13 protein-coding genes and 1 riboswitch are annotated in these 14,799 nt (G+C 62.2%); of the genes, 8 read left to right on the top strand and 5 right to left on the bottom strand.

Annotated elements, in window-relative coordinates:
- Positions 1 to 58: 58 nt before the first annotated feature.
- Entirely contained in the window at positions 59 to 1,342 is a 1,284-nt protein-coding gene (locus tag ACIGEK_RS06175; protein WP_397492449.1) for an acyl-CoA dehydrogenase family protein, read from the top strand.
- A gap of 12 nt (positions 1,343 to 1,354) precedes the next feature.
- Entirely contained in the window at positions 1,355 to 2,563 is a 1,209-nt protein-coding gene (locus tag ACIGEK_RS06180) for an acyl-CoA dehydrogenase family protein (RefSeq protein WP_397492450.1), read from the top strand.
- A 58-nt stretch (positions 2,564 to 2,621) separates the two neighbouring features.
- Here the strand turns inward: ACIGEK_RS06180 and ACIGEK_RS06185 are convergent, their stop codons facing one another.
- From ACIGEK_RS06185 to ACIGEK_RS06200, 4 genes are all read right to left on the bottom strand, one after another.
- Positions 2,622 to 3,506, bottom strand: a complete 885-nt coding sequence (locus tag ACIGEK_RS06185) for a metal ABC transporter ATPase (RefSeq protein ID WP_397492451.1) — start codon at positions 3,504 to 3,506, stop codon at positions 2,622 to 2,624.
- 63 nt (positions 3,507 to 3,569) lie between these two features.
- The gene (locus tag ACIGEK_RS06190; RefSeq protein WP_397492452.1) at positions 3,570 to 4,385 is read right to left on the bottom strand and encodes an aldo/keto reductase; all 816 of its coding nucleotides are present in this window, start codon (positions 4,383 to 4,385) and stop codon (positions 3,570 to 3,572) included.
- Entirely contained in the window at positions 4,385 to 5,557 is a 1,173-nt protein-coding gene (locus ACIGEK_RS06195) for an NAD(P)/FAD-dependent oxidoreductase (protein WP_397492453.1), read from the bottom strand. Before ACIGEK_RS06195 ends, ACIGEK_RS06190 begins: the two co-directional genes overlap by 1 nt.
- Before the next feature lie 76 nt (positions 5,558 to 5,633).
- A complete protein-coding gene (locus ACIGEK_RS06200) occupies positions 5,634 to 5,966 on the bottom strand; it encodes a multidrug efflux SMR transporter (RefSeq protein WP_090249763.1) in 333 nt (110 codons plus the stop codon).
- Positions 5,967 to 6,053: 87 nt separating this feature from the next.
- On the opposite strand from ACIGEK_RS06200, the gene ACIGEK_RS06205 reads away from it, so the two are divergent.
- Both ACIGEK_RS06205 and waaA read left to right on the top strand, forming a co-directional pair.
- A complete protein-coding gene (locus tag ACIGEK_RS06205; protein WP_397492454.1) occupies positions 6,054 to 6,938 on the top strand; it encodes a LysR family transcriptional regulator in 885 nt (294 codons plus the stop codon).
- 54 nt (positions 6,939 to 6,992) lie between these two features.
- Positions 6,993 to 8,288, top strand: coding sequence for a lipid IV(A) 3-deoxy-D-manno-octulosonic acid transferase (waaA, locus tag ACIGEK_RS06210; RefSeq protein WP_397492455.1), 1,296 nt, complete (start codon positions 6,993 to 6,995; stop codon positions 8,286 to 8,288).
- Between the two features lie 129 nt (positions 8,289 to 8,417).
- Here the strand turns inward: waaA and ACIGEK_RS06215 are convergent, their stop codons facing one another.
- Positions 8,418 to 9,863 (bottom strand): TolC family outer membrane protein, encoded by a 1,446-nt coding sequence (locus ACIGEK_RS06215; protein WP_397492456.1) that lies wholly within the window; start codon positions 9,861 to 9,863, stop codon positions 8,418 to 8,420.
- 217 nt (positions 9,864 to 10,080) lie between these two features.
- Positions 10,081 to 10,187, top strand: a riboswitch (TPP riboswitch).
- Positions 10,188 to 10,280: 93 nt separating this feature from the next.
- Between ACIGEK_RS06215 and thiC the strand changes: the two genes are divergently transcribed.
- From thiC to ACIGEK_RS06235, 4 genes are all read left to right on the top strand, one after another.
- Entirely contained in the window at positions 10,281 to 12,176 is a 1,896-nt protein-coding gene (gene thiC / locus ACIGEK_RS06220) for a phosphomethylpyrimidine synthase ThiC (protein WP_397492457.1), read from the top strand.
- 77 nt (positions 12,177 to 12,253) lie between these two features.
- Positions 12,254 to 13,543, top strand: coding sequence for a putative hydroxymethylpyrimidine transporter CytX (cytX, locus tag ACIGEK_RS06225; protein ID WP_397492458.1), 1,290 nt, complete (start codon positions 12,254 to 12,256; stop codon positions 13,541 to 13,543).
- 165 nt (positions 13,544 to 13,708) lie between these two features.
- Positions 13,709 to 14,311 (top strand): NUDIX domain-containing protein, encoded by a 603-nt coding sequence (locus tag ACIGEK_RS06230; RefSeq protein ID WP_397492459.1) that lies wholly within the window; start codon positions 13,709 to 13,711, stop codon positions 14,309 to 14,311.
- Positions 14,302 to 14,766, top strand: coding sequence for a DUF1249 domain-containing protein (locus ACIGEK_RS06235; protein WP_397492460.1), 465 nt, complete (start codon positions 14,302 to 14,304; stop codon positions 14,764 to 14,766). Before ACIGEK_RS06230 ends, ACIGEK_RS06235 begins: the two co-directional genes overlap by 10 nt.
- Positions 14,767 to 14,799 lie beyond the last annotated feature (33 nt).

A 14,799-nucleotide genomic window follows, 5' to 3' on the forward strand; every position in this document is an offset into this window, starting at 1 on the left:
GGCGCTTGCCTCGACCGCGCGCATGATCATCGGCATCCCCCGCATGGAGCGAGATGCCATGACTTCCGACGTACAGGGCCGTGCCCTGGCAATGCTCAACCGGGTCGCCCAGGCTGACTGGCCGGACCGTTTGAAGCTGCGTAAACCCTTCGAAAAACTCATCTACAGCGGTAGCCGCGCGAGCTTTCGGGCGGCCGCACAGCGTGCGGGCAAAGCTGCAAAGTCGCCGCGCCCGGCCGATCCTGATGCGCTGTTTGATCTGTCGCTCTCCGATGAGCAGCAGATGCTGGTGGAAATGCTCGAAGCCTTCGCCGGCGAAGTGCTGCGCCCGCTGGCGCACGATGCTGACGAACAGGCCGCGTTGCCGGCCGCCTTGCTCAACCAGGCGCACGAACTGGGACTGACCCACTACGCGGTGAGCGAGGCCCAGGGCGGCATGGCCGGCGAGCGCACCACCCTGAGCAATGCACTGATCGCCGAGGCGCTGGGTAAGGGCGATTTGTCCTTGGCGGCGGCCTTGCTGGTGCCGTTGTCGGCGGCCAACTGCATTCGTCGCTGGGGCAATGCGGCGCAGCAGACACGCTGGCTGCCGGCCTTTGTTGGCGATGAACCCGCGCCGGTAATGGCCATTGCGGTCAATGAACCAACGCCGCTGTTTGACCCGCACAAACTTGGAACCCGTGCGCGCAAGCGTGGCAAGCACTACGTGCTCAACGGTGAGAAGAGCCTGGTGCTGCGTGGCCTGGATGCCAGCCAACTGATTGTGGCGGCGCAAGCGGCTGACGGCCCAGCGCTGTTTATTGTCGAAGCCGGTGCTAAGGGCCTGCAGCGCAGTCCGCTGCCGGCCATGGGCCTGAAAGCGGGCGGTACTGCGCGCTTGCGCCTGAACAGCGTCAAGGTGCCGCTGGATGCGCGTCTGGCAGCTGAGGATTTCAACTACCAGGGCTTTCTCGATTACGCCGGCCTGGCCTGGTGCGCCCTGGCGGTGGGCACGGCGCAGGCGGCGCTGGATTATGTGGTGCCTTACTGCAACGAGCGGGTGGCCTTCGGCGAGCCGATCAGTCATCGCCAGGGCGTGGCCTTTATGGTCGCGGACATGGCTGTGGAACTCGACGCCATGCGCCTGATGGTTTGGCGTGCCTGTTCGCGCGCCGAGCAGGGCTTACCCTTCCAGCGCGAAGCCTATCTGGCACGCCTGCTGTGCAGCGAAAAGGCCATGAACATTGGCACCGACGCTGTGCAACTGCTCGGCGGCCACGGCTTTACCAAAGAACATCCAGCCGAGCGCTGGTACCGCGATTTGCGAGCGCTGGCGATTATGGCCGGCGGCCTCCAGCTCTAAGGGCACCTCAACATGAATCTGGAAACCCCAAAGAAATTCCGTGGCCTGGTCAACCAGGCCCATCAGGTGGCGGAGAACTATTTTCGGCCTATTTCACGCAAGTACGACAAGGCTGAGCACGCCTATCCCAAGGAACTGGACCTGCTGGCGGCGCTGCTCGACGGCATGAATGCCGGCTCGCCAGATGCGATTGGCGCGACCTCGGCCAGTAAGCGTGGTGCCGCCCGCGAGCAGCAGGAAGGCATCAAGAATGGCGGCAATATCTCCGCCCTGCTCGGTGTGATGGAGCTGTGCTGGGGCGATGTCGGCCTGCTGCTAGCCATGCCGCGCCAAGGCTTGGGCAATGCGGCAATTGCCGCGGTGGCCAATGATGAGCAATTGGCGCGCTTCGGCGGCACCTGGGCGGCCATGGCGATTACCGAGCCGGGTTGCGGTTCGGACTCGGCGGCGATTCGCACCACGGCGATCAAGGATGGCGATCACTACGTGCTCAACGGCGAGAAAATCTACGTCACCTCCGGTGAGCGCGCCGATGCTGTGGTGGTTTGGGCCACCCTGGATAAGAGCCTCGGTCGCGCGGCGATCAAGTCCTTTGTGGTCGAGCACGGCACGCCGGGCATGAGCGTTACCCGACTGGAAAAGAAGCTCGGCATCAAGGCCTCGGATACCGCAGCGATCAGCTTTAGCGATTGCCGCGTGCCAGCCGCCAACCTGCTTGGCAACCCCGAGATCGACGTGCAGAAGGGTTTTGCCGGGGTGATGGAAACCTTCGATAACACCCGCCCGTTGGTAGCTGGTATGGCGGTGGGTTTGGCCAAGGCTTCGCTGGATCGCACCCGTGAACTGCTGAAAAAAGTTTGCAAGCTGGATTACCGCGCGCCGCTGCTGAGTGTCAGCCATGCCGAAGCGACGCTGTATCGCCTGGAGGCCGAATGGGAGGCCGCGCGCCTGTTGACCCTGAAAGCCGCCTGGATGGCCGACAACAAGTTGCCGAACTCCAAGGAAGCGTCCATCGCCAAGGCCAAGGCCGGCCGCGTGGCTAACGAGGTGACGCTTAAGTGCGTCGAGTTGGCCGGCGCTCTTGGTTACGGTGAGGATGAGTTGCTGGAGAAGTGGGCGCGCGACTCGAAGATTCTCGACATCTTCGAAGGCACTCAGCAGATCCAGTTGCTGATTGTGGCGCGGCGGTTGCTGGGCAAGAGTTCCAGCGAATTGAAGTAGTTGTTAAAGCGGGCTGGGTGAACCCAGCCCGCGTGCCTGAAATCCCTTTTTGCCCCGCTTAGGTGGGGCTTTTTTGCGTCTGCACCAGCCAATCTTTCCAGCGGATACGTTCATCGCGTACCAGCCAGCCATCTTGTGGCGCAAAGCTTTCCGCCAACCACAAACCGCGGGTGCTGGCAGGTAAGAGTTGCCCCTGCTTCAGAGTCAGCAGCTCGGCAGTCGGTCGGCCCTGGTCCAGTGGAATCAGAAACAGGTCGGGGCGGGCGCGGTTGAGACGGGCAATCAGTTGGCCGTCTTCCAGGTGCTCATCGACATGCAGCAGGCTGAGTTGGCGCGTTTCCTTGGGCAGGTCCAGGCGCAGGTCATACACCAGCTGCAATGAGGCGGTCGGCAGGTGCACGTAGGCGCGCGGGCGCTCAAGCAGTTTGAGGTTGCCGCATTGCACCGGGCGCGCCGCACCGGACAGCGGGCTGAGGCTGAAGTGCGCGGTCTCCCGATAGCGCAGGCTGTGCTGGTAAGGCGTCGGCAGCCAGGTGTCGCCAAAGCGCCCGCTTAGCCAGCCTTCTGGTGTTTCCAACAGGCATTCTTCGGCCACCTCCTGAATCGCGGTGAGCAGCGGCAGATTGAGTTCGTGGGCCGGTACATAGCCGGAGATCAGCTTAAGCACCACATCGCCGCGATCCGCACGGCGCTGGCGTACCAGCACCCAGTATTCGCGGCCCTGCCAGCAAAGGGTCAGGCGCACCGACACGCCTAGGTTGGCCAGTTCCACGGCAAAGCGCTGGTTGTCAGCTACCGCCACCGGTTTACGCTTTTCCAGCATCTGCGCAAAGTTCAGCGGCATGCCCAGACCCTGATAGTTAAGGCCTTCCGGGCTGGCTTCGACAAACAGCTGCAGGGTCTTGAAGTTGCTGGGGTCTTTGCGGATCAGGGTGCGCGGCATTGCAACTCCTCGCGGGCATGGAGACGGCCACTGAGCTTGGCACAGATGGGCGAGCGTGAGCGCTTAGGCAATATCCTGAATTACAGCGGCGGCGGTGGCGACGTTATGCGCCAAGTGGTGCGGGTTGATGGTGCCGATGATCGCGCTGGTGGCAGCCGGATGGCCGAAGATCAGCTCGAAACTGGCGCGTACCGGGTCTGCCTCAGCCAGGCAGGCGTGGCCGCTGGCCAGGGCCTTCTTGATCAGGATGCCTTTGCCGTGCAGCTTGGCGTAGTCGAGTACGGCCTGCTCGGCCTGCTCATTGAGGTTGTAGGTGACCATCGCGCAGTCACCGTGCTCAAGGGCCAGCAGGCCGCCTTCGACAGTTTTGCCAGAAAGGCCAAAACCGCGAATCTTGCCCTCACGTTTCAGCTCGGCCAGGGTCTGGTACACGCCACTGTCGCGCAGGATGGCCACGTCGTTGCCGTCGGAATGCACCATCACCAGGTCGATAAAATCGGTTTCCAGGCGCTTGAGGCTGCGTTCCACCGAGTAGCGCGTGTGCGCCGGGCTGAAGTCGAAGCGCGACTGGCCGTTGTCGAATTCTTCACCGACCTTGCTGACGATCACCCACTGTTGGCGCTGGCCGCGCAACAAGGGGCCGAGGCGAGTTTCGCTGGTGCCATAGGCGGGTGCGGTATCGATCAGATTGATGCCCAGGTCATGGGCCTGGGCCAGCAGTTCGCGGGCGGCGGCGTCATCGGGGATGATGAAGCCGTTGGGATATTTCACCCCCTGATCACGGCCCAGCTTGACCGTGCCCAGGCCCAGCGGCGAAACCAGCAGCTCGGTGGCGCCCAGTGGGCGATGCAGGTTGTGCAGGCTGTGCAGTGGATGCATCAGAACAGTTCCTCCCAGGCGGGTGGGGCCACGGTCGGGCGTGGCAGCTCGGGCAATGGTGCGTGTTGCGCCGGCTGAATGCCGTCACGGCTGAAGGCGGCCAGTACGCGGTCGGCAAAGTCCGGGGCTAACGCCAGTTTAGTCGGCCAGCCGACCAGCAGCTTGTCCTGTTCGTGCAAAAAGGCATTGTCCGGGCGTACCAGGCCGGATTGCGCCGGCTCGGCGCGCTCTACCCGTAGCGTCGCCCATTGTGCGGCGGACAGGTCGACCCAGGGCAATAGCTCAGCCAGTTCTTTCTGCGCCGCCTGGATCTGCGCGGACTCATCACGGGCCACGCCATCGGCTTCGGCCAGATCGCCACCGAGGTACCAGACCCATTGGCCATCGGCGGCCGGGTGGGTGGTGATGGTTACGCGCGGCTTCGGCCCGCCGCCCAGACAATGGGCGTACAGCGGTTTCAGCGTCGGTCCTTTGACCAGGGCCATATGCAGCGGGCGCAGTTGCTGGGCCGGCTGGTTTAGGCCAAGGGCGCTGAGCAGTTCAGCATTGCCACGGCCGGCGCTGAGGATGACGCGTTGTGCGCGAATCTCGCGGCCATCGACGATCAGCCCGGCCAGCTCGCCATTTTCTTGCAGCGGTTCGATGTGCTCGGCAGCCAGCAAGCCATCGCCGGCCAGTTCGCTGAGGCGGCTGATCAGGCTGGGCACATCCAGCACCAGTTCAGCCAGACGATAGACCTTGCCCTTGAATTTCGGGTGTTGCAGGGCTGGTGGCAGCTGCTCCCCCTTGACCTGATCGACCCGGCCGCGCACGGCCTTGCTGGCAAAGAAGCTGGTGATATTGCCGGCTAGGCTGCCGGGCGACCACAGGTAGTGGGCATCAGAAAGCAGGCGTACGCCGGCCAGATCCAGCTCGCCATTGCCTGCCAAGGCTTCGCGCCAGCGTCGCGGCATATCGGCAATGGCTTCGGAAGCGCCGGTCAGTGCACCGTGCAGCGCGTACTTGGCACCACCATGGATGATGCCCTGGGATTTCACGCTCTGCCCGCCGCCGAGGCGGGCGTTCTCCACCAGTACGGTGGCAAAGCCCAGGCGGCGCAGGCGCGCATTCAGCCAGAGGCCGGCAATGCCGCCGCCCACGATCAAAACATCAGTGCTTAACGCCTGGGACATGCATGTGTCTCACCGGGAAAACAGGCGCGCAGTATAACCCGCTCGCGCTGTCACGCCTGCGTGGCCCAGAACCGGCTTAATGCCCGACGCTTTGCGAGAACAACTGAATCACCACCACGCCAGCGACGATCAAGCCCATACCAAGCATGGCTGGCAGGTCCAGCCGTTGTTGGTAGAGAAACACCGCCGCGATGCTCACCAGCACAATGCCCAAGCCTGCCCACACCGCATAGGCGACGCCGACCGGGATGGTCTTCACCACCAAACTGAGCATCCAGAACGAGATGGCATAGCCGACCACGACCAGTAACAGGGGCAGGGGCTTGTTGAAACCATCCAAGGCCTTCATCGAGGTGGTGGCGATGACTTCGGCAGTGATGGCAATAGCGAGGTAGAGATAGCCGCCCATGATGTGGCCTCCATAGTGATCTGGCGGCCATTCTAGTGATCTGGCTGATGGGATAAAGTGATTACCTATCTGAAATGGAGATGGGTTATGCAATGGAGCCTGGAGCAGATTCGCCTGTTTGTCAGCGTTGCCGATGGCCAATCGTTCTCTGCCGTGGGCCGGCAGATGCAGCGCGCGCAGTCGGCGGTGAGTAACGCGATTGCTATGTTGGAGGCCGACCTTGGTGTGCGCCTGTTCGAGCGCAGCAGCGGCCGTCAGCCACGCTTGACCGATGCTGGCGCGGCTCTGCTGGAAGAGGCGCGTGAGGTGCTGCGCCAGTGTCAGCGCTTGGAAGGTCGTGCGCTGGGCCTGGTGCGTGGGGATGAGGTACGCCTGCGCCTGGCGCAGGATGAGGCAATGCCCTATCAGCCGGTGCTCGACAGTCTGGAGGCGCTGGCCCAGCAATTCCCACTGCTGGAGGTGCAGCTGGCCAGCGGTGCCCAGGGCGATGTGGCGCGCAAGCTGCTGGAGCACCGCGCCGACCTCGGCCTGCTGTTTCACCACGAGCAGATGCCCGACGCCCTGGAGCGTCAGCGCTTGGGTACCATCGAGATGGTTACGGTGTGCGGAGCGGGGCATGCCCTGGCGCGGGCCGGGCATGTCGATCGGCGTGAATTGGCGCGCCATCGGCAACTGCTGATGGCGCCGCAGGACAGCCATTACCCCGGAGGCGAGCAAATCAGCCCGTCGGTCTGGCGCACTGACAGCTTCTACGCCATGGCCGAACTGCTGATGCGCAACCTCGGTTGGGCCTGGCTGCCACGCCATGTGGTGCAGTATCCGACCTACCAGAGCCAGTTGGTTGAGCTGAGCAGCGACTGGACGCCGCCGCCATTGGTGGTGGAGCTGGTCTGCCGTCGTGACGAGGCCCTGGGCCCGGCAGCGTTGTGGCTGGCAGAGTGCTTTGCCCAGCATCTGCAGGCGATTGGCTGATGCGGAGCTGCGCGTTACTCGACGGTATTGGTCAAAATGCATAAGCTGCGCGCCATGAATAGAAGCCTCTATAACCTGCTGTTTCATCTTGGTCTGCCACTGGTAGCAGGGCGTTTGGCCTGGCGTGCCTGGCAGGCGCCGGCCTATGCCAAACGCATCGGTGAGCGCTTTTCCGTTGGCTTGCCGGCGCTCAAGCCGGGCGGTATCTGGCTGCATGCGGTGTCGGTGGGCGAGAGCATCGCTGCCGCGCCGCTGGTGCGTGAGCTGCTGGTGCGCTACCCGGATATGCCAATCACCATGACCTGTATGACCCCGACCGGTTCGGAGCGCATCCAGGCCATGTTTGGCGGCACCGAGTACGCCGGGCGCGTGCAGCATTGCTACCTTCCGTATGACCTTCCCTGGGCGGCGGCGCGTTTTCTCGAGCGAGTGCAGCCCAAGCTGGCGGTGATCATGGAAACCGAGCTATGGCCCAATCATATTCACCAGTGTGCCAAGCGCGGCATCCCCGTGGCGCTGGCCAACGCGCGACTGTCCGAGCGCTCGGCGCGTGGCTATGCGCGCTTTGCCAAGCTCACCGCGCCAATGCTCGCGGAACTGGATTTGCTTGCCGTGCAAACGGCGCTTGAAGCCGAGCGTTTTCGCAGCCTGGGCGCGCGTTCTGAGTGCGTTGAAGTCACCGGTTCGATCAAGTTTGATCTAACCATTGATGCGGAGTTGCTGACCCGCGCCGCGGTCTTGCGTGAGCAATGGCAGGCCGAGTCGCGTCCGGTATGGATCGCCGCCAGCACCCATGCCGGCGAAGACGAGATCGTCCTCGCCGCCCATCGTCAGTTGCTCAAGCAAAACCCTGACGCGTTGCTGATTCTGGTGCCGCGCCATCCCGAGCGTTTCGATGCGGTGTTTGAGCGGTGCCAGCGACAAGGCTTCAGCACGCGGCGGCGCTCCACTGGCGAAGCGCTACAGGCCTCTGACCAGGTACTGCTCGGCGACACCATGGGCGAGCTGCTGTTTCTCTATGCCCTCGCCGATATCGCCTTTGTCGGCGGTAGTTTGGTGGCCAATGGCGGACATAACCTGCTGGAGCCGGCGGCGCTAGGCAAACCTGTACTGAGCGGCCCGCACCTATTCAACTTCCTGGAGATTGCCGCGCAGTTGCGCACGGCTGGCGCGCTAAGCGAAGTGACAGATGCTGATAGCCTGGCGCAGCGTGTTGCCCAGTTATGGCGTGAGCCCGAGGCGGTGCAGGCCATGCGTGATGCTGGTTTGACGGTGATGCAGGTCAATCAGGGCGCTTTGGCGCGGTTGCTGGCGGGTTTGGGACGGTTGCTAAAGGGTGAGGCTCAATAGTTAGTCGGGGAGTGGCGAGGCGCCTAGCCCATGCTCGTGAACTGCAACCGCTAGCGTAGCCCGCTCCTGCAAAGGGTTGATCCACAAAAAAGCCCGCTGAGTTCAGCGGGCTTTTTTGTTGGGTCTAACTCAGTACTGCGGGCTACCACGCAGCTGGGCTTCGGCGGCTTTGGCCAGGTCCGGCGGGAGGAAGTCCTTGTCCGGGTTGTAGTCGGATTTCAGATACTGCTCCAGGGCAGCCAAGTCGTCCGGGCTGAGGGTGCCGGCGGCCTGCTTCAAACGCAGGTTGTTGAGGATGTAGTCGTAACGCGCGTTGTTGTAGTTGCGCACCGAGCTGTACAGCTGGCGCTGGGCGTCGAGTACGTCAACGATGTTGCGCGTACCGACCTGATAGCCGATTTCGGTGGCTTCCAGGGCGCTCTGGTTGGAGATGATCGACTGCTTGCGCGCCTGCACGGTTTCCACGTCAGTATTCACTGCGCGGTGCAGGTTGCGGGTGTTCTGCACCACTTGGCGACGCAGGCTTTCACGCAGTTGCTCGCTCTGATTCAGGCGCTGGTAAGACTCGCGCACCTGGGAGCTGGTCAGGCCACCGCTGTACAGCGGGATATTCAGTTGCAGGCCAATCGAGCGCTGCTCGACGTCACCGCTGAAGCGCGCTTGGCCGGGGGCGCCGGAGTTGCTGAAGCCGAGACTGTCGTTGTCGCCTTTCTGGTAGCTGGCTACTGCATCCAGGGTTGGTGCGTGGCCGGATTTGCGCTGGCGCAGGGTTTCTTCGGCGGCTTCAACGGCATAGTTGCTGGCTTGCAGATTGAGGTTCTGTGCGGCAGCAGTGTCGACCCAGGCCTTCGCATCATTCGGCGTCGGCGCGAGGATCGGCAGGCTGTGCTCGATACCTTCTAAGGAGCTGAAGTCGCGATTGGTCAGGGTGATCAGCGCCTGGAAGGCGTCCTCAACCTCGCGCTGGGCGATGATGCGGTTAGCGCGGGCGGTGTCAAAGCCGGCTTGGGCTTCCAGTACATCGGTTTTGTCCGAGAGGCCGACATCGAAGCGCTCGTTGGCTTGATCCAACTGACGCTTGAATGCTGCTTCTTCAGCCTTGGTCGATGCCAGGTTGTCTTGGGCGCGCAGTACCGTGAAGTAGGTTTCGGCGCTTTGCAGAATCAGGTTCTGCTCGGTGGCCGACAGCTCCAGTACGGCTTGTTCGTTGGTCGCTTTGGCAGCTTGCAACTGGAACCAGCGGTCAGCGCGGAACAGCGGCTGGCTGAGGTTGGCTTGGTACACCATACCGCTGCGCGAGCTGGTGTTGGCAGGCGAGTCGACTTGAGTACGGGTGTCGCTCAGGTTGGCGCCGGCAGACAGGTTCGGCAGCAGGCCGGCGCGGGCCTGGGGCACCACTTCGCTGCGTGCTTCATAGTCTGCACGGGCGGCGGCCAGGTCGGCATTGTTGGCGGCGGCCTCCTGGTAGACCGTGACCAGGTCAGTTTTGGTAGACAGCGGGGCTTGTTCAGCAGCCCAGGCCATTCCGTTGGACGCGGCGGCCACAGCGAGAGCCAGAGAGAGTCTGCGCAACATGAGGGTGATCCTGATTTTGGCGGTAATCGGCAAGGCTAAGGGGCCGTGCCTAGGGGGTCAAGGGCCGTTTAGGCGTCTGTAGTGTAGTTTGCAACAAGCTATGTTGCCTGGGTGCAACAATCCAGGTGGTTGTGTTCGTGCGTCACGATCCGACGCGCGGGTCATGAATATTTGACTCGCGGGTTGGTTTTATTGCCTGGGGTTGATTAGACTGGCCGCGTTCTTGTCGGGGTGCCCCAATTGCGGGGCTGAGATTGGCAGCTGCCGGATCCCGTTGAACCTGATCAGGTTAAAGCCTGCGTAGGGAACAAGATGTGCTCGCCTTTCCCCTGGCGAGCCTCTGGCACCGCCCCAGGTGCGCCTCTCGCCGCTCATCCGTCCAGGTTCGCTCCGACATATAGCCCTGGAGAGCCGCCGATGAGCACACAAGAAAAAAACCTCAACCCGATCCTGAGTGAGTCCGCCCAGGTTGACCAGCAGTCGATCCAACCCTTCCCGCGTTCGCAGAAAGTTTATGTGCAGGGCTCGCGCCCGGACATTCAGGTGCCGATGCGGGAAATCAGCCTGGATATCACTCCTACTGACTTCGGCGGCGAGATCAATGCGCCAGTGGTGGTCTACGACACTTCGGGCCCGTACACCGACCCCAAGGTCATCATCGATGTCCGTAAGGGCTTGGCCGATGTGCGTTCGCCGTGGATTGAGGCGCGTGGCGATACAGAACGTCTGAGTGGCCTGAGCTCCAATTTCGGTCAGCAGCGTCTCGCTGATGCCGAGCTGACCAAGCTGCGTTTCGCCCACGTAAACAACCCACGCCGCGCCAAGGCTGGGGCTAACGTCAGCCAGATGCACTACGCGCGCAAAGGCATCATTACCGCTGAGATGGAATACGTTGCCATCCGCGAGAACATGAAGCTGGAAGTGGCGCGTTCCGCCGGTCTGCTCGATCAGCAGCACCCCGGCCACAGTTTCGGCGCCAGCGTGCCGAAAATCATCACCCCTGAATTCGTTCGTGAAGAGATTGCCCGTGGCCGCGCGATCATCCCGGCCAACATCAATCACACCGAATTGGAGCCGATGATCATCGGCCGTAACTTCCTGGTGAAGATCAACGGCAACATCGGCAACTCGGCGCTGGGCTCAAGCATTGAAGAAGAAGTAGCCAAGCTGACCTGGGGCATTCGCTGGGGTTCGGACACGGTCATGGACCTGTCCACCGGCAAGCACATTCACGAAACCCGCGAGTGGATCATCCGCAACTCGCCCGTGCCAATCGGCACCGTACCGATCTACCAGGCGCTGGAAAAAGTCGGCGGCGCAGCCGAAGAACTGACCTGGGAACTGTTCCGCGACACCCTGATCGAGCAGGCCGAGCAGGGCGTGGACTACTTCACCATTCACGCCGGCGTGTTGCTGCGTTATGTGCCGATGACTGCCAAACGCGTCACCGGCATCGTTTCGCGCGGCGGCTCGATCATGGCCAAGTGGTGCCTGGCGCACCATAAAGAGAACTTCCTCTACACCCACTTCGAAGACATCTGCGAAATCATGAAGGCCTACGACGTCAGCTTCTCGCTGGGCGATGGCCTGCGTCCGGGTTCGATTGCCGACGCCAACGACGAAGCGCAGTTCGGCGAGCTGGAGACCCTCGGCGAACTGACCAAGATCGCCTGGAAGCACGACGTACAAACCATGATCGAAGGCCCGGGACATGTGCCGATGCAGTTGATCAAAGAGAACATGGACAAGCAGCTGGAGTGCTGTGACGAAGCGCCGTTTTACACCCTCGGCCCGCTGACCACTGACATTGCGCCGGGTTACGACCACATCACCAGCGGCATCGGCGCGGCAATGATCGGCTGGTTCGGTTGCGCCATGCTCTGCTACGTCACGCCCAAGGAGCACCTGGGCCTGCCGAACAAGGATGACGTTAAGACCGGCATCATCACCTACAAGATTGCCGCCCATGCTGCGGACTTGGCCAAAGGCCATCCGGGCGCGCAGATTCGCGACAACGCACTGTCCAAGGCGCGCTTTGAATTCCGTTGGGAAGACCAGTTCAACCTCGGCCTTGACCCCGACACCGCGCGTTCGTACCACGATGAAACCCTGCCCAAGGATTCGGCCAAGGTCGCGCATTTCTGCTCGATGTGCGGGCCGAAGTTCTGCTCAATGAAGATCACCCAGGAGGTGCGGGTCTACGCCGAAGAACAGCGTATCGCCGCGCTGGAACTGGATGAGGCCGAGCTGGGCATGCAGGCCAAGGCGGCCGAGTTCAAATCCCAGGGCAGTGAGCTGTACCACAAGGTCTAAGACCTCGAGTCGGCTTAATCGAACACCACCCACGGCATGCCCTGGGTGGTTTTTAATTTTCTGAGGTGGCTATTACCGTGATCACTACCCACACCTATTCCCCACACCAAAGTGTGGCCAGCGACCAGCGCGTGCTGGGTGCGCGGGACATGTTCTCCCTGTGGTTTTCCCTCGGCATTGGCCTGATGGTCTTGCAGCTGGGTGCTTTACTGGCGCCAGGGCTGGGCATGAGTGGCGCACTGCTGGCAATTGCCTGTGGCACGGCCGTGGGTGTGCTGTTGCTCGGAGCAGTGGCGGTGATCGGTAGCGATACCGGTCGTTCGAGCATGGCCGCTCTGAAGCTTAGCCTGGGCAGCAAAGGCGCCTTGCTGCCGGCCTTGCTGAATGTATTGCAATTGATTGGCTGGGGCGCCTTCGAGATCATTGTTATGCGTGACGCTGCGAGCGTACTGGCCGAGCGTGCGTTCGGGACTGGCTCCGCGTGGAGTAAACCACTGATATGGACACTGTTCTTTGGCGCGCTGGCGACCCTGTTGGCGGTCGCCGGGCCGCTGACCTTTGTGCGCAAGGTGTTGCGTAAATGGGGTATCTGGCTGCTGCTGGGGGCCTGCGTATGGCTCACCTGGAACCTGTTCGACAAAGCGGATCTGGCAAGCCTCTGGGCACGTGCCGGGGATGGTTCGATGCCATTTGCCCTGGGTTTTGACATCGCCATTGCCATGCCGCTGTCGTGGTTGCCACTGATTGCCGACTACTCGCGCTTCGGCCGCAGCGCTGCGCGGGTGTTTGGCGGCACTGCGCTGGGGTTCTTCCTCGGTAATGTCTGGTTGATGAGCCTGGGCGTGGCTTACACCCTGGCCTTTGCTACTGGGGCTGAGGCCAATGCGCTGCTGTTGGCGCTGGCGGGTGCCGGTCTGGGTATTCCGCTGCTGCTGATTTTGCTGGATGAATCGGAAAACGCTTTCGCGGACATCCATTCGGCGGCGGTGTCGGCCGGCATTGCGTTGCCGCTTCGGGTTGGGCAGTTAGCCCTGGCCATTGGCGTGCTGTGCACCCTGATCGCCTGGCTGGCACCGCTGGCCGAGTATCAGAATTTCCTGCTGCTGATCGGTTCAGTTTTTGCGCCGCTGTTTGGCGTGGTATTGGTTGACCACTTTATCCTGCGCCGTCGGCGTGCCGAGTTGGCCCCCGTTTGCAACTTGCGCGTGGATACCTTGCTGGCATGGGGCTGTGGTGCGGTGGTGTATCACCTGCTCAGCCATTACTGGCCGCAAATAGGTGCCACCCTGCCGGCGTTCCTCCTGGCTGCGGGGCTACAGTTACTGCTGGGGCAGCTGAGTCGTAAGCGCGGGGCGGCGATCTGTTGAAGCTGTGGGCGGTCGTCATGCTCACGGTATAAAACCAGGCCTGTTAGCCGAACGGTCGTGATGACAGCTTGTCAGTGCTGAGTGGTCAACGTGTAAGCTGTGGCGAACATGCTGATCGCTCAGGTCAGCCGCTGCGAACCGTTGTACGGAGTGTTGGAGTCCGCAATGAATGCTCAAGAGGATGTGCAAGTGCTGGAGCGTGAGGCTTGCTTTAGCGGCTTCTACAAGCTCGATCGGTTGCGTTTGCGCCATCGCCAGTTTGCCGGTGATATGGGCCCGGAGCTGAGCCGCGAATTGTTCGTGCGCCACGATGCCGTGTGTGTGCTGCCCTATGACCCGCAGCGTGATTGTGTGGTGTTGATTGAGCAATTTCGCGTGGGGGCGCTGGATAAAAGTGCCAACCCCTGGCTGCTGGAACTGGTCGCCGGCTTGATCGACAAGGATGAGCAGCCAGAGGAAGTGGCGCGCCGCGAAGCGCTGGAGGAAGCCAATCTGTCGCTGAGCTCGCTGTGGCCGATTACCCAGTATTACCCGTCCCCCGGCGGTTCGGATGAGCGTGTGCATTTGTTCGTCGGCCGTTGCGACAGTGAAGGCGCGGGCGGCGTACATGGTCTGGCGGAAGAGGGCGAAGACATTCGCGTGCACGTCTGGCCGTTGGAAGATGCCCTGGATGCGCTGAAAGACGGACGCATCGACAATGCCGCCAGCATCATTGCCCTGCAGTGGCTGGCGCTGAACCGCGCCGAAGTGCGGGGGCTGTGGTCGTGAATCTGCTGCGCGAGCGCTATCGGGTCGATCTGGTCGAGCTGCAAGCCGCTTGCGAAGCCAACTATGCACGCCTGATGCAGTTGCTGCCTGACATGCGTGAGGGGCCGGATGCCTACCGGCAGACGCGTCGTGTGGGCATGAGTCAGGGTGAGCAGCAACTGGGCGTGTTGGCGCTGGAAGTGCTGGAAACCTGCCCCTACACTTCGACCCTCTCCGTGCGCCAGGAGCACAGCCTGCCCTGGCTGCCGGTGCCGCACATGGAGGTGCGCGTGTACCACGATGCGCGTATGGCGGAAGTTGTCGGGGCGCAGAGTGCGCGGCGTTTTCGCGGCATCTATCCCTATCCCAACGCTGCCATGCACCAGCCGGATGAGAAGACTCAGCTCAACCTGTTTCTCGGTGAGTGGCTGAGCCACTGCCTGGCTTGCGGTCACGAGCTGGCTCCCGTGCGTTAGGTTTTTCCACGTTCTGCCGATAATCAGTCGCAG

Source organism: Pseudomonas sp. NPDC079086 (assembly GCF_044542155.1).
Taxonomy (GTDB): domain Bacteria; phylum Pseudomonadota; class Gammaproteobacteria; order Pseudomonadales; family Pseudomonadaceae; genus Aquipseudomonas.

Bases quoted from the DNA above. Each gene is read 5' to 3' on its own strand.
- ACIGEK_RS06200 (WP_090249763.1), bottom strand. From the start codon at position 5,966: ATGGGCGGCTATCTCTACCTCGCTATTGCCATCACTGCCGAAGTCATC.
- ACIGEK_RS06195 (WP_397492453.1), bottom strand. From the start codon at position 5,557: ATGTCCCAGGCGTTAAGCACTGATGTTTTGATCGTGGGCGGCGGCATT.
- thiC (WP_397492457.1), top strand. From the start codon at position 10,281: ATGAGCACACAAGAAAAAAACCTCAACCCGATCCTGAGTGAGTCCGCC.
- waaA (WP_397492455.1), top strand. From the start codon at position 6,993: ATGAATAGAAGCCTCTATAACCTGCTGTTTCATCTTGGTCTGCCACTG.
- ACIGEK_RS06230 (WP_397492459.1), top strand. From the start codon at position 13,709: ATGAATGCTCAAGAGGATGTGCAAGTGCTGGAGCGTGAGGCTTGCTTT.
- ACIGEK_RS06205 (WP_397492454.1), top strand. From the start codon at position 6,054: ATGCAATGGAGCCTGGAGCAGATTCGCCTGTTTGTCAGCGTTGCCGAT.
- ACIGEK_RS06190 (WP_397492452.1), bottom strand. From the start codon at position 4,385: ATGCATCCACTGCACAGCCTGCACAACCTGCATCGCCCACTGGGCGCC.
- ACIGEK_RS06175 (WP_397492449.1), top strand. From the start codon at position 59: ATGACTTCCGACGTACAGGGCCGTGCCCTGGCAATGCTCAACCGGGTC.
- ACIGEK_RS06180 (WP_397492450.1), top strand. From the start codon at position 1,355: ATGAATCTGGAAACCCCAAAGAAATTCCGTGGCCTGGTCAACCAGGCC.
- ACIGEK_RS06185 (WP_397492451.1), bottom strand. From the start codon at position 3,506: ATGCCGCGCACCCTGATCCGCAAAGACCCCAGCAACTTCAAGACCCTG.
- ACIGEK_RS06215 (WP_397492456.1), bottom strand. From the start codon at position 9,863: ATGTTGCGCAGACTCTCTCTGGCTCTCGCTGTGGCCGCCGCGTCCAAC.